The following is a 17804-nucleotide window of genomic DNA, read 5'->3' as shown; positions in this document are numbered from 1 at the left end:
AGTTTACCCCAATTTTTAAGGCGTTCGCAACAAAATGCATTCTATCTTCGTTGATTTTTAATAATTTTAGTTTTATTTGTAATTCTAGACTTTTTAATCCGAAGTAAAACATGAATAAGAAAATAGCAGTTCAGATAATTGCTTGGACGCTTTTTTTGTTGCAGCCAATCATTTTGCCTTCTCGTCCAATCGATGAAGGGGAAAGTATGTTTTCTAGTGAAATGATGTTTGACTTCTTAGGAAATGCGCTGATAGTGGTATTTTTTTACATTAACAATCTCTATTTCATACCTAGTTTTCTTGCAAAAAGAAAGTATTACAGCTATGCATTGGTAAGTCTCTTAGGCCAGTTACTAATCATTTTTTTACCTTGGTTTTTGTTCGATATGGATGGTCACCCTCCACATGAGCCACCACCTGGTGTTGAGATAAAATCTTTTCATGAAAAGACGTGGTTCGAGTGGTTTCAAATGCATTTTAGTAGGATAGACCATTTGGTTTTTCTATATGTCGGAATGATATTTTTTTCATTTTTTTGGAGTGAGAAAGAAAGAAATCAGAAAATCAAAAGCGAAAAATTGGTCGCAGAAGCTTCACATCTAAAGCTTCAAGTTCATCCTCATTTTTTGTTTAATACTCTAAACAGTATTTATGCACTCGCTATCAAAAAGGATGACCAGACCGCAGATACTGTACTGAAACTTTCTGATTTTATGCGATATTTATTACAAGATTCTTATCAGGAAAAGATTTTACTAGAGTGTGAGATTCACTATATCAGCAATTATATTGACTTGCAGAAATCGAGGTTGAGAGATTCTGTGAAGATAGAGTATAGTGTAGAAGGAGAGTTCTCTGGTAAGAAGATTGCCCCACTTCTTATGTTTACCTTTATCGAAAACGCCTTCAAATATGGGGTTAACCCGGAAGAAGAATCTCTGATTAAGATTGCGATTAGTGTTGTTGGTGACCAATTGTCTTTATATGTTTTTAACAATATTGTCTCAAGTCAAAACATTGAGTCCACCAACATTGGAATCCAAAATACCGAGGAGAGACTTGATCTTTTTTATCCTCAAAAACATAGTTTAACAATCAATAACACTGGGAAAACCTTTGTTGTTAATTTAGATATTACTTTATGATAAGCGCAATTGCACTCGATGATGAACTGCCTTCGTTAGAAATTCTGGAATCTTTTTGCTCCAGAATCGATTCTATTGATCTTAAGCAAACTTTTTTGAAAACCAGCGAAGCATCAGAATATTTGGAGAAAAATCATGTGGATTTGATTTTTTTGGATATCAATATGCCTTCTCGCTCTGGAATTGATTTTTATAAAGATTTGCCTCAGGAAGTTAATGTCGTATTTACTTCTGCATATAAGGAATACGCTGTTGAAAGTTACGAAATTGGTGCCATTGATTATTTATTAAAACCTTTCAGTTTTGAAAGATTTAAGACAACTATTGAACGTATCCAAGAAAAGAAAAAATTACTATCTGAAAACAACGAAGATTACATTTACTTTCGGGTGGATTACGGTTTGGTTAAAGTCAGTTTTAATGATATTATTTTGATTGAAGGTCAAGACAATTATGTCAAAATTCATCTTGAAAAGCAAAAGCCTTTGTTGGTGAGAATTACCATCAAAAGTATCTTGGATAAACTACCAGAAAAGCATTTTTCTCGAGTACATCGTTCCAGCATTATTGCTCTTTCCAAGATTGTTTCTTATCGTAATAAGACCATCTATACAGAACATCTAGAAGTCTCCGTAGGCAACACCTTTGAGAAAGATTTTCTTGATAAACTGGAAAATAGCATACTCAAAAAATAGAAAAAAAAAGAAAATTGAGGTCTTAACCTTAGAAATTAGCCAGTTCACCACTTTTATTTCATTTACATGGAAGTAATTTCTATTTTCGCTAGACTAATAAAAAATCACGATGGACTCAAATTTACTTTCTCGTTCGTTGAGAAGTGATAAAATTATCTACTTCTTAGCTTTAGGTTCTTTGGCAACCATGACTACCATTATTGGGAAAAAGGTTGATTTTTCAAACCTCAATCCGTTCAATAACCCAAAAAACAATATCGCAGCAGCAGCGGTTGTTTCTTCTGGACAAGATCAAGAAGCAGAATCTGTGACTAGTGTTGTTACCGCAGCATTAGCTTTTAAGGCAACATTGTCGACAAGTCAGCAATCTACTTTGGAGCAGACTTATACAGCTTCTTTAGCGAGAAAATGGTCCAATCTTCCGTGTGGATCTACTTGTAGAAACGGAATTCAGTTTGGGGCTTTAACTTCAGCTCAACTAACTTTAGCACAGGCCGTAATTACAGAAGCTTTGGGGACGGGAACAAATAATGGTTATAGTGAATGGGAGGCAATAAGAGTTGCGGAAGATTACCTTAATGCAAATGGAGGAGGAAGTGGTTACACTTCTTCATTAAGATGGATAGCCTTTTTAGGAACACCTTCTACAACTGGTTCCTGGATGTTGCAATTTGGTGGTCACCACTATGCTGCTAATATTGCTTTCAAAAATGGTCATGTAATTGGAGCAACTCCACTATTTGTAGCGTTAGAGCCAACAACTTTTACTTATAATTCGGTTTATTATGCGCCAATGGAGGACGAAAGAACGGCTTTTAGAAATATGTTAGCTTCCCTTAGTTCAACTCAATTTTCGACGGCTAAATTATCTACAACATTTAGTGATTGTTTAATGAGTCCAGGAGAAACCAACGGAAACACCAATACGATGCCTTCCACCAAGCAAGGTTTAGTATGCAGTGGATTATCTACGACACAGAAAAATTTGGTGATAGAAGCGATGCGGACTTATGTAGAAGATTTGGATGCTACTACAGCAGCAGCTTTGATGTCACTATATACAAGTGAATTAGATCAAACTTATATTGCTTTTACTGGAAGTGCAACAGCTGGAAGTGCAAGTACTTTTCTAAGCGCTAACTCTAACTACGTTAGAATTGACGGACCTCATGTTTGGATTGAGTTTGCTTGTCAAACAGGTGTTATTTTTCCAAGCCAAATCCATTATCATTCAGTTTGGAGAGACCATGTAAGTGATTATGGGGTAGATTTATCAGGTTCTTCTATCGACGTTTTGGCAACAAAAGAAGCTTCTTTAGCCAATACCAAAATTAAGATTTATCCTAATCCAGTTAGTGATATCTTGAATATAACCAATGCTGATGGATTCAGCAATGCGGTGATTACAGTAACAGATATGTCAGGAAAGAGCGTTATCCGCAAAAGAGGGGTTTCAGGAAAAGCTGATAATATCAATGTGAGTGCTCTTATGAATGGGACTTATATGATTAAGATCGAGAATCAAGGAAGCGTTGTTAATTCCAAATTTATTAAGAAGTAAAAGTATTTTATATAAAAGATTTGTGTTTAGAAAGTGAAAAAGAGCAAGCGATTGCTCTTTTTCCAATAAATAAAAGTATAAATTTTAAAAAATTATAAGTAATGAAAAAATTAAAACTATTCGCAATTTTAGGTATTGTGTTGGGGACATTTGCGTTCTCATGTAATGATGACGATGATTCAAGCAGTAGCACTGATGATTCGAGCGGGACGACTTCGACTAACGCCGTCGGGACGACTGGAGTTTCTGCGGTAACAGCAAGTGATCCATCGGCATGTACGTCTTTAAGCGGAGTGTCAAAATTGATTTGTCTTTGCGAGCAATTCAAAGCATCGCTTTCGACAACTCAACAATCGACACTTTATCAAAGTTACACTTGGTCTAACATCAAAACGTGGTCTAATCTTCCTGCTGCAATGTCTGCAAGAAAAGGACTTCGTTTAGGAGATTTAAACTCTACTCAAGTTGCTTTGGCAAAAGCAATTGTAAAAGAGATGAGCGGAACAACAGCTAACGAAGGTTATGTAGAAGTACAGCAACTTCTTTTGGCGGATGATTATTTATATGCTAATGGTGGTGGAAGTACTTATGGTTCTGGAAATTACTATATTGCATTTTTTGGAACACCTGCAAGTTCAGGAACTTTCGAAATCATGTTTACTGGCCACCACAAAACAGTTGCTAATACTTATAAAAATGGTTCTTTAGTTTCTGCAACTCCGCATTTTGCAGCAGTTGAGCCAACAACTTTTACATCAAGTGGGACTTCCTATTCTCCAATTTCTCAGGAAAAAGATGCTTTCGTGGCGTTTTTAGCGAGTTTAACGAGTACTCAATTGGCAACGGCAAAATCAAGTTCTTCTTTTGGTGATTTGGTCTGTGGACCAACTGTTAATTGGAGTTTTCCTACCACGTATTCCGGAATTGCCGGAAGTGCATTAACTACGGCTCAACAAACATTGTTATTGAATGCCATTAAAACTTATGTTAATGACATCGATGATACCAACGCTGCAACTATTTTGTCGACTTATTCTTCAGAATTAAGCAGTACTTATGTATTATACAGTGGAAGTACTTCAATGACAACTCAAGGAGATTATTTCAGAATTAATGGTCCTCACGTTTGGATCGAATACAGTGCGCAAAGTGGTGTGATCTTAAGTGGAGTTCATTATCACTCTATTTGGAGAGATAAAGTGAACGACTATGCAACGACTTATCAATAATATTGAGATTTCGATCTAATATAAGAACTATGCAATAATACTTTAACCCAAACAAATCATGCGTTTGTTTGGGTTTTATTTAAGTTTCAAAAAAACTAAACCGAAATTCCCTTAATTTGCTACTCTTTTTTAATTCAATTAAAGCGTGAACATTTTCCAATGAAAAAAATACTTTCTCTATTATTCTTAACGTTGCCATTGTGTTTCTTATTCGCTCATCCAATGCCAAATACGATGATGTTGTTGGATGTACATTCCAAAAGTATTAATTGCGAATTACAACTCCCTTTGAAGGAACTTCAGTTTGCGGTTCCATATGACGTGACCAAAAATACAGGCACATTATTGAAAACTCACGAAAATGATTTGAGAAATTATATTGTTTCTCATTTCAAAATCAAAGGAGAATCAGGAAAAGATTGGGAGATTAAGCTCAATAAATTAGAAATAAAAACCGATGAACAAGAAGCGACAGGAAAGTATCAAGAGCTAATAGCTTTCATCACCATCACTCCAAAAGACAACGAAAACACGAGAAAATTTACCATTTACTATGATGGAATAGCTCATCAAGTGATTACTCACAAGACCTTAGTTGCGATTCGTCAAGATTGGGAAAACGGAAAAATCGAAAATGGAAATACGGAAGTCGGTTCCATTACCGCTAATATTGATACCGCAGAAGTTGCACCCTTCAAAGTTAATCTGGAGGAAGGAAGCAATTGGAAAGGTTTTAAGAGAATGGTCCTTCTTGGGATAGAGCACATTTCCGAAGGAACGGATCATTTATTATTTCTATTGGTTTTATTACTTTCCGCACCATTAATCGCGGCAAATGGAAATTGGGTAAAAACGGGAAGTGCAAAATACAGTCTGATTCGCATTCTTAAAATTGTCACAGCCTTCACTATCGGACATTCTATAACGTTATTGATTGGTTCTTTGGGGTTTCTAAGTCCAAATACAAAATGGGTGGAAATCCTCATTGCGCTTTCGATTTTGGTAACCGCAATCCACGCTATAAAACCTCTTTTTCCTAACAAAGAAATCTATGTTGCAGCGGGTTTTGGTTTAATTCACGGATTGGCGTTTGCAACCATACTCTCTAATCTTCATTTGGATTCTGGGAAGTTTATTTTAAGTCTTTTAGGCTTCAATATTGGGATTGAGTTGATGCAAATCTTTGTTATATTGATTGTAATGCCTTGGTTTTTGTTATTAAGTCCGTACAAAATCTACAAATGGGTAAGAATCGTAGGCGCTTCTTTAGCAGGAATCGCAGCTATTGCTTGGATGATGGAACGATATACAGGAAAACCAAACTTTATCTCCTTACCATTACAAAACAGTGCTGATTATGGAATTTATGTCGTGATGGGATTGGCAGTTTTTACGATAGGATATTTAATGATCATAAAAATGGTGAAAAAGTAAAATATTTCGCTAATTATTAAATGTAAAGCCTGCTTCTTATTTTCAAATGGGGGCAGGCTTTTTTATGATTAAACTTAAAGAAAATGCTACTTTTGTTATGGGAAGCAAGCAAGAATAGATAAATAACTTGTAGTATGGAACATCAATATAGAAAAGGTACGTTAGCAGATGTACAAGGCTGTCGGAATCTTGGGATTGCTTCTTGGAGTCATTTTCAATCACAATTAACTCCTGAAAATTGGCAAAATTTGTCGAAAAATATTTCCAACATGGAGACCTATCAAGATTTACTTGAGAAATCGGAAGCGCTTGTTTGTACTTCTGATGAACAAATTGTCGGAATGGCTTTTCTGGTCCCTAAAGGTAATCCAACTGATATTTATGATAAAGATTGGTGCTACATTCGTTTTGTTTCGGTTTCTCCTCAATTCTGTGGACAGGGAATTGGAAGAAAACTCACCGAAATGTGTATTGACTTTGCCAAGCTCAATAGCGAGAAGATAATTGCACTTCATACATCCGAAATGATGGGTAATGCCATTAGACTTTATGAGAACTTAGGTTTCAAAGTTTTGAAGGAAATAGACCAACGATTAGGTAAAAGATATTGGTTATATACCTTAGATTTGTAAAATGAAACACATTAGACTTGTTGAGACCATTTTGTACGTTAAGAATCAGCAAAAGAGTGCCGAATTTTACTCCAAGCTTTTTCGGCAAGTTCCTCATCTTGATGTTCCAGGGATGACGGAGTTTAACTTCAACGAAAACTGCAAGTTAGGATTGATGCCTAATCAAGGGATTGCAAAAATTTTAGGAGACCAAATGCTTCATCCAGATTTAGGAGACCAAATTCCAAGATGTGAATTGTATCTCTATGTAGAAAGCATTGAGGACGAATTTCGAAATACTTTAGCAATCGGAGCAAAACTCATAAGCCCTATTGAAGACCGAGATTGGGGAGACCGCGTATGCTATTTTGCTGATCCTGATGGTCATGTTATCGCTTTTGCAGAAAGACTTTAGCTAATTCACCAAAATTTTGGTCATAGATTTTCTAATAAATTCTTAATAATATCAATCCAACTTTCCTGAGTCGTTTTTCAGAAATCCATGGAAAGAAATTACATTTTTTTCACCAGAATAACGAAGTCATCATGATAATTTAGGATTGTAACTTCTAAAGGTTTTCCTTCACTTTTTGTAACTTCAATTTTCTTGATGATGAATTTCAATTGATAACCTTTAACAGTCTTATCAACGGCAACTTGTTCATTAATATTGACTTGGTCTTCATAGTCTGGATTCGATAGTTTTTTCGAAGAATTAATCATCTTCACAAGGTCTTGCGTCAAGTCAATAATCTCACCATTAAATTTAAACTGATTTGGTTCTAAACTTGTGTCTTCTGCAAAAGAATAGGTATTTCCATCAAATGTTAAATCATTTTCATTATCAGCTACGAAACATCGCTCATAACCTTGTATTTCAAAGCTTTTCTGAGCAGAAAATATTTTATACGATTCGGATTTGATTCTTCCAGTAGAGTTAAAATCGTCATAAATCATTTGGCTTACAGAACGTCCTCCTTTTTCAAACTCTTTTTGGAATCTTTTGATTTCGTTTTCAGGGATATAATTTAATAAAAAAGCAGTTTCTTTTCGGTCTGTCAAAAACTGAAATCTCGAAGTTATCTCTTCCACTGTTTCGAAAGGCAGTGCTTTTTTGAAGGTGATTTTACCTTTTTCAAGAAGTCCATTTTTATCCAAAACTTCGATCAATTCCTTTTTTTGACTTCTTTTAGAGACAGAAAATGCGTTGAAGTAGGGAAATATCAAAGCAAACAATCCAAATGTAAATAATGACATTGGAATGAACTTGATATTGGCTTTTTTAAAGAGGATAAAATAGGCGACAACTACGGTTAACCAAATTGCTAAGAGAAAAACAAAATATCTTGGTTCCGTGAATCCATATTCCAAAATCCTGGTATTAATTGCTTCAAATAATAAAATTAAGAGTGGAGCTAATGTATAATAGAATGTTTTTGAGAAAATCCTTATCCATGTTTTTGAGGTATCTTGTTTTAATGGATAAACGAGAAGTTGAGCCAAAATTCCAACAATGGAATACGCCAATATTAGATACGATACCCATCCTCTAGGAAGCTCACTCGTGATTAATATCTTCCCTGAATAGAAATATAAAATAACGAGATAGATAATCAATAAAGGAATGAGTACAAACTGAGTGAAAAACTTCAAGATGATGGGATATTCACTTTCTTTTTCAAGGTAGGGAAGACCATTTTCATCAAACATCAAAAAGATAAAGCAACTTCCCAAAATGGATAAAAAGTAGAAAGTTCTACCGAAGACTCTATCCTCAAAATGACAGTCAAAAAGCTGGTCTACCGCAACAATCGCAAGCATAATTCCACCAGCCAATACACCTGTGAAGATACCCGTTAAAACGATATTTATAAATAGATTTTTGTTGAATTGCCAGAAGCTCAGTTCTTTGTATTTTCTTCCAATAAAGGCGACAAAAGCGACTAATAAATGGGATAAAATAAAAGTTGGCAATAGGACAAAAACATATGTATCGTTGAAATCCCTTTCTGTATCAGGAAGAATAAAATAGTAGCCTACCAAGAATGATAACGACAAAACCTCTAACAGATATTTCTTACCAATTCGCTGTGAGAGCATTTTCGCAGCAAACATCACGGAGATTCCTAGCAAACTTATAATCAAAAGTTTTACGCTGGTAAAGTCTTTATCAAGATGGTTTTCGATAAGATAGGCTCCTAAGGCAGCGGCAATAATTGCCATGGTAATTACCATTGGATAAATGAAAAAAACGTTAGCTGCTCTTGATGCAAGATGGTGGACCTTTTTTAACATAATGATTCAATTACTTATTGAAAAAATTCTTTAGATATTAGGATGTGTAATTAGTTTGTAAACCAATAATATAAAACCTATTACTTCAATAAATATTGCAATCGATAAAGTTAGGTTTCCATTCCCCAAATGCAAAACTTTTAATAAGGCTCCAAGTAGATGCAGCATAATACCAATCGCGAAAATGATTAAGGCATGTTTTGTTTTCATTTCTTTTTCCTATCCTTTTTCTTTTTCTTGTCTTTGTCCTTTTTCTTTTTGGATTTGGACTCGGTCAACTCTTTAATGTAATCTGCAATTTCGTTCTTCTTTTCAACTTTTGGAGAAGGAGCCGTTGAATTTCCGTTATCCAAATAAGAGTTAAAATCTTCCGCTGTCAGATATTTTCCTTCAACCAGCGATTTTAGTAATTCTTGCCCCGAACCATGATAATAGGCGTCAACGAAGTTCTTCAGCATTTGTTTTTTGTAGGCCTCAAAAGGAATTGCTACCGAATATTTGAAAATTCTCCCTTCCTTCTCCGTTTTCAGATAGCCCTTTTCCGTTAGAAACTTGGTGTAGGTGGAAATTGTATTCTGATGTGGTTTAGGTTCAGGATGTTTCTCGATAATGTCTTTAAGATAGAAGGTTTTCAAATCCCATAATAACATCATCAGTTGTTCTTCTACCGCTGTAAGAGTATTTTGCTTCATATTAATGTTGACTTTGGATGTAGGCATAAAGATAAATAAAAGAAATGATAATCGATAATGCAGCTCCCATTAAAACTTCTTTGGGGGTATGTCGTTTAAGTATAATTCTGGTGACACCTACCAAAATCGATACTCCTAACCAAATGAATCCCATGGTCCAACTTTGTGTGAAAAATAGTGCTGCAGTATAAAAATTCAAAGCGGTATGCATAGAACTTTTGATGAAGAAATTACTTATTTGCATTAGGATAAGCAATGCAAAGAGGAATAACACAGTCATGTCAACTTGTTCTCGCACAAAATACATAAAGCCAAGGTAAATAACCATCATTACTGCGATGAAGATATACAATGTCTTTCTTTGTTCGCGATTAGAAACGTCTGCGTTGGTATATTTTCCCTTTTTGACATTCCAAAAAATCCATAAGATAATAGGGAGTATCAGTATTAATAAAATGGGCCAGAACTCATACAATGCTTCACTCCAAGTATAGTGCATGATGCTATAATACAAGAAGTAGATAAAAAGGGAATTAAGCGGGTTGAAAAAATCAGAAAAAATTTTGGAAATTTTCAGTAGAATTGGCGATTTATTTTCTTGAGAATCGATCATTATTGTAATTGTGAAATCAAAAATACTTTTTTTGTGATAAATTACAGAAAGTATTGTCAAAAAAAAGAAAGATTTTTCCTACTTTTGCGTATTAATTTCAAATATCTATGAAGGAATTTTCCAAAGAAGTTTACCTTAAGTGGTACGAAGATATGACGATGTGGAGAAGATTCGAAGACAAATGTCGTTCTCTTTATCTTAAACAAAAAATTAGAGGGTTTTTGCATTTATACAACGGTCAGGAAGCTATTCCTGCTGGTTTTACACATGCGATGGACCTTACCAAAGACAGTATGATTACTGCATATCGTTGTCATATCCATCCAATGGCGATGGGTGTTGATCCAAGAAGGATTATGGCAGAATTGTGTGGTAAAGCAACTGGAACATCTGGAGGTATGGGTGGTTCTATGCATATTTTCAGCAAAGAGCACCGTTTTTATGGTGGACATGGGATTGTAGGAGGACAGATTCCTTTGGGAGCTGGTATTGCATTCGCAGATAAATATTATGACAGAAAAGCAGTTAATATTACCTTCTTTGGTGATGGAGCTGCAAGACAAGGTTCTCTTCATGAGACTTTCAACATGGCGATGAACTGGAAGCTTCCAGTGGTTTTCGTTGTTGAAAATAATCAATACGCAATGGGTACTTCTGTCAAAAGAACTGCTAATCACGAAGATATCTATAAACTTGGTTTAGGTTACGAAATGGCATGTGTTGCAGTTGATGCAATGGATCCTGAAAAAGTTGCTGAAGTTGCTTATGAAGCTATCGAAAGGGCAAGAAGAGGAGATGGTCCAACCTTCATCGAGGCAAGAACATATCGTTATAGAGGTCACTCGATGTCTGATGCAGAACCATATAGAAGCAAGGAAGAAGTAGAGATTCATAAGAAAGATGATCCAATCGAAATGGTAAAATCAAGAATTTTAGCAAATAATTGGGCTACTGAAGCAGGATTAGAGCAGATGGATAACAAATCAAGAGAATTTGTTGAGGAGTGTATTGATTTCATGGAAAACTCTCCGTATCCAGATGCGGAGAAAATCTACGAATATGTTTACGCTCAACAAGACTATCCTTTCTTAGACAAATTAGAAAACTAAAAAAAATAATGTGTTGATTTGGTAATTTGGTGATTTGAAAATGCTGAGAATTTTGCATTTCGGAATTACCAAATGATCAAATGATCCAATTTTCAAATAAAAGAACTATGGCAGAAGTTATAACCATGCCCCGACTTTCGGATACTATGACGGAAGGAAAAGTGGCGAAATGGCACAAGCAAGTTGGAGATACGGTAAAAGAGGGCGACATCATCGCCGAAATCGAAACCGATAAAGCTGTTCAAGATTTTGAATCAGAGGTTAACGGTGTTCTACTTTTTCAAGGTGTAGTAGAAGGCAATGCAGCACCTGTTGATTCGGTTTTAGCAATTATAGGAAATCAGGGAGAAGATATTTCTGCTCTTAAAGGTGGAATGGTTGATGAAGGAAGAACAGAAAAATCTATTGAGAAACAAATTGACGAAGAATCAAAAACAGAAGGTCAGTCTACCTCAATTGAAGCAGCAGCAAATGTTGTAATACCTGAAGGTGTAGAAGTGATTAATATGCCTCGACTTTCGGATACTATGACGGAAGGGAAGGTAGCGAAGTGGCATAAAAATGTAGGTGATTCTGTAAAAGAAGGTGATATTATCGCTGAAATCGAAACAGATAAAGCCGTTCAAGACTTCGAATCAGAATTTAACGGAACTCTGCTTTATCAAGGAGTTGGCGAAAGTGGAGCTGCACCAGTAGATACTATTTTGGCGATTATCGGTCCTGCAGGAACTGATGTTTCTGGAGTAATTGCAGGTGGTGGAAAAGCTGCGCCTGCGACACCAACCAATGTTGAAAAACCAGCTGCAACTGTTGCTGTTTCTACAAATTCTGATTCGAGAATTGCAATTTCTCCTTTAGCTAAAAAAATGGCTGAAGATAAAGGAATTAATATTTCAACAATAAAAGGTTCTGGAGAAAATGGCAGAATCGTTAAAAAAGATATCGAGAGCTACCAACCAAGTGTAAGTCCTGTTATTGCGAGCGAAGCGAAGCAATCTGTTGCACAAGTGGCAATGAATTTTGTATCTGGAGAAACGACAGAAACACCTAATTCACAAGTAAGAAATATTATTGCGAAGAGACTTTCTGAAAGCAAATTTACCGCTCCTCACTATTATTTGATGGTGGAAATTGACATGGATAAGGCTATCGAAGCAAGAAAAGAAATGAATTCTGTTCCTGATACCAAAGTTTCTTTCAATGATATGGTTATCAAGGCAGTTGCAATGGCTTTGAGAAAGCATCCTCAAGTTAATTCATCTTGGGCAGGAGATAAAATTGTACATCATGGAGACATCAATGTTGGTGTAGCAGTAGCAATTCCTGATGGATTAGTTGTTCCTGTGTTGAAGAATACTGATTTTATGAACTATAATCAGATTTCGGCATCGGTGAAGGATATGGCTTCAAGAGCTAAATCAAAAGGTCTTAAAGCGAGTGAAATGGAAGGTTCTACATTCTCAGTTTCTAATTTGGGAATGCTCGGAATTGAAACATTTACATCAATTATCAATCAACCGAATTCCGCGATTCTTTCTGTAGGTGCTATCATCGAAAAACCAGTCGTTAAAAATGGTCAAATTGTTGTTGGTAACACGATGAAACTATCTTTGGCTTGCGACCATAGAGTGATTGATGGAGCAACTGGAGCACAATTCTTACAAACTTTAAGAATGTATCTTGAGCAACCTTTGACAATGTTGCTTTAATGAAATAATCTTTTGGAGGCTGTAAAGCTAACTTTGATTAAAATAAATTCAAAATTCCTCCTCTTTTGGGAGGAATTTTTGTTTCAAATTTATAATCTGCAATTCAGCTAATCTCAAATCTAATTTGTATTTTTGAAATCTATGATTACAGCAAAAAATATTCATAAATCGTACGGAAACCTTAAGGTGCTCAAAGGAGTAGATGTCCATATCAAAGAAGGAGAGGTGGTCTCTATCGTCGGCGAATCTGGCGCTGGCAAATCCACGCTTTTGCAAATTTTGGGGACTTTGGATTATCCGAGTAATCCCAAGGAGCATGGAACAGAAATCTTCTTAGATGACCAAACTTTCCTCAATATGAAGGATAAGGAGTTGTCTCGATTTAGAAATAAAAATATAGGTTTTGTTTTTCAGTTTCATCAGTTGTTGCCTGAGTTTACAGCTTTAGAAAATGTTCTATTGCCGACGAAAATTTCAGGTAAGAATGAAAAGGAGTCGATGGAGAAGGCAATTTCTATTTTTGAAGACCTCAAAATCGCTGAAAGGTTGCATCACAAGCCTAACGAACTTTCTGGAGGAGAGGCGCAACGTGTTGCTGTTGCCAGAGCGTTAATTAATTCTCCAAAAATTATTTTTGCTGACGAGCCAACTGGAAATTTGGATTCGAAGAATGCAGACGATTTGCATCGTTTATTTTTTGATTTGAGGGACAAATACAATCAGACCTTTGTTGTGGTCACTCACAACCCTAATCTGGCCGAGATTACTGACCGAAAATTAGTAATGAAAGATGGCTTGATTTTGTAGAGCTTCATCCCCATTGAAAGGGCTGAAATAATTTGAAAACAATGAAAAAAATCATTCTTTTTGCTTTATTCATTTTACTTTCCTGTAATGGGAAATCGCAGAGTGCATCAACTTTTGTGAAAAGTGATAAAGTCTCGGAGGTTAAGAATTTTGTTAAAGGCAAGTCCTATAATCAAGATCTTGCAATGTTTATTGACTTCAGAATTCCTTCTAACAAATTTCGTTTTTTTGTTTATGATTTAAAGAATAGCAAAGTTTTAGAAAAAGGAATTGTTGCTCATGGCTCAGGCTCGCAAAAAGGGAAAGATTTAGTTTTTAGCAATATTGAAGGCTCTTATCAAAGTTCGTTAGGCAAATATCAGATAGCAAGTTCATATGTTGGACAGTTTGGGAAGTCTTATCGACTGAAAGGTTTGGATAAGACCAATAGTAATGCAATGACAAGAGCTATTGTTCTACATTCTTTGAGTTGCGTTCCTGATGATGAATCAAAAAGTCCAACGTGTTTAAGTTTGGGTTGTCCCATGCTTTCACCCACGTTTTTTACAACGGTGGCAAAGTATATAGATTCTTCTAAAAAACCGATTATTCTTTATGCTTTTTATTAAATTTGTTTAGATTCAATATCATTTATCATTAATTAAATATCACTTATAAGACTGTGTCCCTAAAATTTCTCGCCGAAGACGACAGACCCAGAGAAAAGTTCTTACTAAAAGGTAAGAACGCACTTTCGGATGCAGAGTTATTGGCGATTATAATGGGAAGTGGTAATCGCGATGAAACGGCTGTCGAATTAGCAAGACGAATTCTGGATTCTGTAGATAACAATTGGCATCAATTGTCGTTGCTTTCTGTTCAGGATTTTATGAAATTTAAAGGCATCGGAGAAGCCAAAGCCATTTCGATTGCAACGGCCTTAGAAATTGGTCGTAGAAGAGGAGCTCAGGAAGTTCCCGAAAAAAAGAAAATCGAAAGCAGTAATGATGCTTTTATTCTCTTGAAACCTTTCCTTGGAGACCTCAGAACGGAAGAGTTTTGGGCTTTGTTTCTTAATCAAAGTAACAGGGTAGTTTTTAAAACTCAATTAACCAATGGTGGCATCAATCAATCGATTGTTGATATTAGAATTCTCTTTAAAACAGCTTTGGAGCAATTGTCTACCGCCATTATTGTTGCGCACAATCATCCGTCCGGAAATCTTAAACCAAGTCAAGAAGACCTCAAAATTACCAAGCAAATCGGCGAAGCAGGCCGAATTATGAACATCCAATTGCTGGATCACCTAATTATCACTCAAAATTCATACTTCAGCTTTGCTGATGAAGGTTTATTATGATTAAGAAGATTCTACACAAAAATATTGATAGGAATAAATACAATGCTTGTGTATTGAATTCTAAGGAATCACGAATTTATGCCGAAGATTGGTATCTTGATGCTGTTACGGATTATAAATGGGATTGTTTGATTTATGGCGATTATGATGCTGTGATGCCTTTGCCTTACAAAGTTAAATTTGGTATTAAGTATTTGTATCAACCTAATCTTTGTCAACAATTGGGCGTTTTTTCGATTAATAAGCTTGATGAAGAACAATTTACTTCCTTCCTCACAAAATTCAAAAGTAGTATTATTCGGTCTTACCAATTTAATGAAGATAATTATGCCGACTTCGCGGTTGAAGGAAGAAGGATGGATAACCATCTTCTTAGTCTTAATTCGTCATATTTAGAGCTTTATTCGAATTTCAAAAAAGATAGAAAAAAAGATATTCGACGTATTGAAAAAATGGACTTGGTGGTTAGTGATACCTTTGACTACAATGAGTTTTTGTCAGATTTAAAACTAAAATATCCACAATTTTCTGCGATTTATGATTCGCATATTTTCAAAAACTTAGTGATTAATATACATGAAAGAGAAAGATTGTATTATCGCAAACTTATCAACGGCGATGAAGTTATTTCGCAAATATTGATTGCAAAATCAGGACGGAGAAATTATCTCTTATTTTCTTCACGTGATACGGACAATAGATTCAAAGGCGCTTTTGCATTTTTGTTAAACAATTTTATTAAAGAAAATTGTAATATAAGTGAATTTCTAGATTTCGAAGGATCTTCTAATTCTGGAATTGCTATGTTTAATGAAAGTTTTGGAGCGGCAAAAAAAAACTATATTGCTTATTCTAAGCTTTTTCAAAGGATCATTTAGATAGTTTTTTAGAAATTGATTTGGGTAAAAAGAACTTCTAATAGATTCCTTGCATGACCTTTGGATTAAGTTTGAATTTCAGAAGTTTCTGTCTTAAAATTTTTGCTTCTTGATCATTCATGGCGTAAAAAACAACGGTTGGTTGCGCTGTTCCGTAACCTGGCTCTCTAGTCCAATGCCCAACAGGAATCCAGTTGTCAGGCAACGTGCCTTCAAACCAATTGGGGTAAATAATTGCAATTTTTAGGTGTTTTTCTTTAGCATAATTTTCATAAAAGCTTTTCATCTTTTTTTGAAATTGAGACCTCTCTAGAAATCGATTTTCATAGATAAATGTTGCTATTTCTGTTGTTCCAAGCCCTACTAAGTCGGTAAGATGGCAGTCTCCAAAATAGGCAATTGCTCCAATATCATTGGCAGCTACATTTTGATTTTGGTAGTTCTCTTTAACAAATTTTCCCATTTCGAATTGCTGCTGATATACTCCTCTGGAAGCGGTCAAATTCGCATTAGTGTAATAGAAAAAACGATAATAAGCGATAAAAAAGATACCGATGACTAAACCAAATTTTATTAAATTTCCAATTGATTTTCTTTCTGATTTTGAAGATTGATATGATTGAAAGACTTTAGCAATAATCGGAATGATGACCAATAGCAAGGCAATCATGATGTAGTTTTCGTATCTCAACTCAAGAATAGCAAAAATACTATGTAATAGCCCCATAATTACGACGATAACAAGGAGTATTTCAGTTTTAATCCCATTAATAAAACTACCTCGATACTTTTCTTTCATATAAATAAATAGAAGGAGAAAAGGAATCAGAAGCCACTTGTAAAAGCTAAAATTGAGGAAAATACCCTTGAAAATGGTATAAAATAGATTGCTTCCGTTGGGAACATTGCCTTTGAGCAGTACCGTGTTAGGAAAAAAGTGTCCTCCTTGATTAAGGGAGATCAGACCGAAAATCGTTATGGGTAATAGTGATGAGAACAAAATAATCCCAATCTTCTTCCAATAATTGTTAAGTGCAAAGACAAATACAATTGCTGCCGTAATGAAAAGCGTTTCGTAACGTGTCGCACTGAGAAAAAATAGAGTGAGATTAAGATATAGAAAATCTGATTTTTTGTCCTGTTTTAATTCAAATTTCTTTAAAAAGTAGAATAGTGTGGTAGTCAGAAACATTTGTAGGGTGACTTCCATTCCGAGAACCGTCATACTTGCAAGAAGGGTAAATGGTATCAAAAGAAAGAGCCCCAGTTTTTGTTCGGGATTACCGTAATATTTGGATAAATACTTTACAAAAACAATTACCGTAGCAGAACCTGCAATAAGATTGATGATTAAAGGATAGTACTCTGATACTCCAAATAATTTTATTAATGATGAAAGTAGCAATGTGTACAGAGTCGATGAAGATGCACTATCAAACCCTACTTGATTAATTGACCACGCGTGATGTAATGCAAAGTTTTTGGAGATAGCAAGATGAATATAGGCATCGTCTATAGGATAAATGAATCTTCCATGAGTGCTTATCAGCCCCATCACTACATATCCCAAGACAACAAGTAAATAGATGAGTAACTGTTTGATGTAGAAATTCATTTTTATAGACCAAAATTATGTAAGTAAATAATTGAAAAGTAAATGATTAAATTTTCAGATGCTTTTTTATCT

17 protein-coding genes are annotated in these 17804 nt (G+C 35.1%); 13 read left to right on the top strand and 4 right to left on the bottom strand.

Features of this window, described 5'->3' with window-relative positions:
* The first annotated feature begins 110 nt into the window (after positions 1-110).
* The 7 genes from AC4AGG_RS05110 (at position 111) to AC4AGG_RS05080 (ending at position 7090) form a co-directional block, all read left to right on the top strand.
* Positions 111-1145 (top strand): sensor histidine kinase, encoded by a 1035-nt coding sequence (locus AC4AGG_RS05110; protein WP_489770911.1) that lies wholly within the window; start codon positions 111-113, stop codon positions 1143-1145.
* Positions 1142-1840 (top strand): LytR/AlgR family response regulator transcription factor, encoded by a 699-nt coding sequence (locus tag AC4AGG_RS05105; protein WP_489770910.1) that lies wholly within the window; start codon positions 1142-1144, stop codon positions 1838-1840. Before AC4AGG_RS05110 ends, AC4AGG_RS05105 begins: the two co-directional genes overlap by 4 nt.
* Before the next feature lie 109 nt (positions 1841-1949).
* On the top strand, positions 1950-3401 hold the full coding sequence (locus AC4AGG_RS05100; RefSeq protein WP_489770909.1) for a DUF3500 domain-containing protein: 1452 nt from the start codon (positions 1950-1952) through the stop codon (positions 3399-3401).
* Between the two features lie 101 nt (positions 3402-3502).
* Entirely contained in the window at positions 3503-4630 is a 1128-nt protein-coding gene (locus AC4AGG_RS05095) for a DUF3500 domain-containing protein (protein WP_489770908.1), read from the top strand.
* 159 nt (positions 4631-4789) lie between these two features.
* Positions 4790-6064: a HupE/UreJ family protein gene (locus AC4AGG_RS05090; RefSeq protein ID WP_489770907.1), complete on the top strand. Its 1275-nt coding sequence runs from the start codon at positions 4790-4792 to the stop codon at positions 6062-6064.
* Positions 6065-6198: 134 nt separating this feature from the next.
* A complete protein-coding gene (locus tag AC4AGG_RS05085) occupies positions 6199-6696 on the top strand; it encodes a GNAT family N-acetyltransferase (protein WP_489770906.1) in 498 nt (165 codons plus the stop codon).
* 1 nt (position 6697) lies between these two features.
* The gene (locus AC4AGG_RS05080; RefSeq protein WP_489770905.1) at positions 6698-7090 is read left to right on the top strand and encodes a VOC family protein; all 393 of its coding nucleotides are present in this window, start codon (positions 6698-6700) and stop codon (positions 7088-7090) included.
* Between the two features lie 98 nt (positions 7091-7188).
* Here AC4AGG_RS05080 and AC4AGG_RS05075 read toward each other — a convergent pair whose 3' ends face one another.
* The 3 genes from AC4AGG_RS05075 to AC4AGG_RS05065 all read right to left on the bottom strand — a co-directional run bounded on the left by AC4AGG_RS05075 (position 7189) and on the right by AC4AGG_RS05065 (position 10275).
* The gene (locus tag AC4AGG_RS05075) at positions 7189-8970 is read right to left on the bottom strand and encodes a DUF4153 domain-containing protein (protein WP_489770904.1); all 1782 of its coding nucleotides are present in this window, start codon (positions 8968-8970) and stop codon (positions 7189-7191) included.
* A gap of 206 nt (positions 8971-9176) precedes the next feature.
* Positions 9177-9662 carry a BlaI/MecI/CopY family transcriptional regulator gene (locus AC4AGG_RS05070; RefSeq protein ID WP_489770903.1) on the bottom strand — a complete coding sequence of 162 codons (486 nt, stop codon included), beginning with the start codon at positions 9660-9662 and terminating at the stop codon, positions 9177-9179.
* A gap of 1 nt (position 9663) precedes the next feature.
* On the bottom strand, positions 9664-10275 hold the full coding sequence (locus tag AC4AGG_RS05065; protein WP_489770902.1) for a phosphatase PAP2 family protein: 612 nt from the start codon (positions 10273-10275) through the stop codon (positions 9664-9666).
* 107 nt (positions 10276-10382) lie between these two features.
* On the opposite strand from AC4AGG_RS05065, the gene pdhA reads away from it, so the two are divergent.
* The 6 genes from pdhA (at position 10383) to AC4AGG_RS05035 (ending at position 16117) form a co-directional block, all read left to right on the top strand.
* The gene (gene pdhA, locus AC4AGG_RS05060; protein WP_489770901.1) at positions 10383-11384 is read left to right on the top strand and encodes a pyruvate dehydrogenase (acetyl-transferring) E1 component subunit alpha; all 1002 of its coding nucleotides are present in this window, start codon (positions 10383-10385) and stop codon (positions 11382-11384) included.
* A gap of 107 nt (positions 11385-11491) precedes the next feature.
* Complete coding sequence (locus AC4AGG_RS05055; RefSeq protein WP_489770900.1) at positions 11492-13093, top strand: dihydrolipoyl dehydrogenase family protein; 1602 nt, start codon at positions 11492-11494, stop codon at positions 13091-13093.
* Positions 13094-13234: 141 nt separating this feature from the next.
* Positions 13235-13900 carry an ABC transporter ATP-binding protein gene (locus AC4AGG_RS05050; RefSeq protein WP_489770899.1) on the top strand — a complete coding sequence of 222 codons (666 nt, stop codon included), beginning with the start codon at positions 13235-13237 and terminating at the stop codon, positions 13898-13900.
* A 41-nt stretch (positions 13901-13941) separates the two neighbouring features.
* The gene (locus AC4AGG_RS05045; protein WP_489770898.1) at positions 13942-14508 is read left to right on the top strand and encodes a murein L,D-transpeptidase catalytic domain-containing protein; all 567 of its coding nucleotides are present in this window, start codon (positions 13942-13944) and stop codon (positions 14506-14508) included.
* A gap of 53 nt (positions 14509-14561) precedes the next feature.
* Complete coding sequence (gene radC, locus AC4AGG_RS05040; protein WP_489770897.1) at positions 14562-15239, top strand: RadC family protein; 678 nt, start codon at positions 14562-14564, stop codon at positions 15237-15239.
* The gene (locus AC4AGG_RS05035) at positions 15236-16117 is read left to right on the top strand and encodes a PDC sensor domain-containing protein (RefSeq protein ID WP_489770896.1); all 882 of its coding nucleotides are present in this window, start codon (positions 15236-15238) and stop codon (positions 16115-16117) included. The genes radC and AC4AGG_RS05035 overlap by 4 nt, the downstream gene beginning before the upstream one ends.
* A 37-nt stretch (positions 16118-16154) precedes the next feature.
* On the opposite strand, the gene AC4AGG_RS05030 is transcribed toward AC4AGG_RS05035, so the two are convergent.
* Complete coding sequence (locus AC4AGG_RS05030; RefSeq protein ID WP_489770895.1) at positions 16155-17732, bottom strand: DUF8728 domain-containing protein; 1578 nt, start codon at positions 17730-17732, stop codon at positions 16155-16157.
* Between the last annotated feature and the right edge of the window lie 72 nt (positions 17733-17804).

The organism is Chryseobacterium sp. CG10_8, from assembly GCF_058117085.1.
Note: the sequence above shows the minus strand (reverse complement) of the source record. Positions and strands in the feature narration are given on the sequence as shown.

Excerpts from the sequence above, each read along its gene's own strand:
- AC4AGG_RS05110 (WP_489770911.1), top strand. The coding sequence starts at position 111 with ATGAATAAGAAAATAGCAGTTCAGATAATTGCTTGGACGCTTTTTTTG.
- AC4AGG_RS05105 (WP_489770910.1), top strand. The coding sequence starts at position 1,142 with ATGATAAGCGCAATTGCACTCGATGATGAACTGCCTTCGTTAGAAATT.
- AC4AGG_RS05100 (WP_489770909.1), top strand. The coding sequence starts at position 1,950 with ATGGACTCAAATTTACTTTCTCGTTCGTTGAGAAGTGATAAAATTATC.
- AC4AGG_RS05095 (WP_489770908.1), top strand. The coding sequence starts at position 3,503 with ATGAAAAAATTAAAACTATTCGCAATTTTAGGTATTGTGTTGGGGACA.
- AC4AGG_RS05090 (WP_489770907.1), top strand. The coding sequence starts at position 4,790 with ATGAAAAAAATACTTTCTCTATTATTCTTAACGTTGCCATTGTGTTTC.
- AC4AGG_RS05085 (WP_489770906.1), top strand. The coding sequence starts at position 6,199 with ATGGAACATCAATATAGAAAAGGTACGTTAGCAGATGTACAAGGCTGT.
- AC4AGG_RS05080 (WP_489770905.1), top strand. The coding sequence starts at position 6,698 with ATGAAACACATTAGACTTGTTGAGACCATTTTGTACGTTAAGAATCAG.
- AC4AGG_RS05075 (WP_489770904.1), bottom strand. The coding sequence starts at position 8,970 with ATGTTAAAAAAGGTCCACCATCTTGCATCAAGAGCAGCTAACGTTTTT.
- AC4AGG_RS05070 (WP_489770903.1), bottom strand. The coding sequence starts at position 9,662 with ATGAAGCAAAATACTCTTACAGCGGTAGAAGAACAACTGATGATGTTA.
- AC4AGG_RS05065 (WP_489770902.1), bottom strand. The coding sequence starts at position 10,275 with ATGATCGATTCTCAAGAAAATAAATCGCCAATTCTACTGAAAATTTCC.
- pdhA (WP_489770901.1), top strand. The coding sequence starts at position 10,383 with ATGAAGGAATTTTCCAAAGAAGTTTACCTTAAGTGGTACGAAGATATG.
- AC4AGG_RS05055 (WP_489770900.1), top strand. The coding sequence starts at position 11,492 with ATGGCAGAAGTTATAACCATGCCCCGACTTTCGGATACTATGACGGAA.
- AC4AGG_RS05050 (WP_489770899.1), top strand. The coding sequence starts at position 13,235 with ATGATTACAGCAAAAAATATTCATAAATCGTACGGAAACCTTAAGGTG.
- AC4AGG_RS05045 (WP_489770898.1), top strand. The coding sequence starts at position 13,942 with ATGAAAAAAATCATTCTTTTTGCTTTATTCATTTTACTTTCCTGTAAT.
- AC4AGG_RS05035 (WP_489770896.1), top strand. The coding sequence starts at position 15,236 with ATGATTAAGAAGATTCTACACAAAAATATTGATAGGAATAAATACAAT.
- AC4AGG_RS05030 (WP_489770895.1), bottom strand. The coding sequence starts at position 17,732 with ATGAATTTCTACATCAAACAGTTACTCATCTATTTACTTGTTGTCTTG.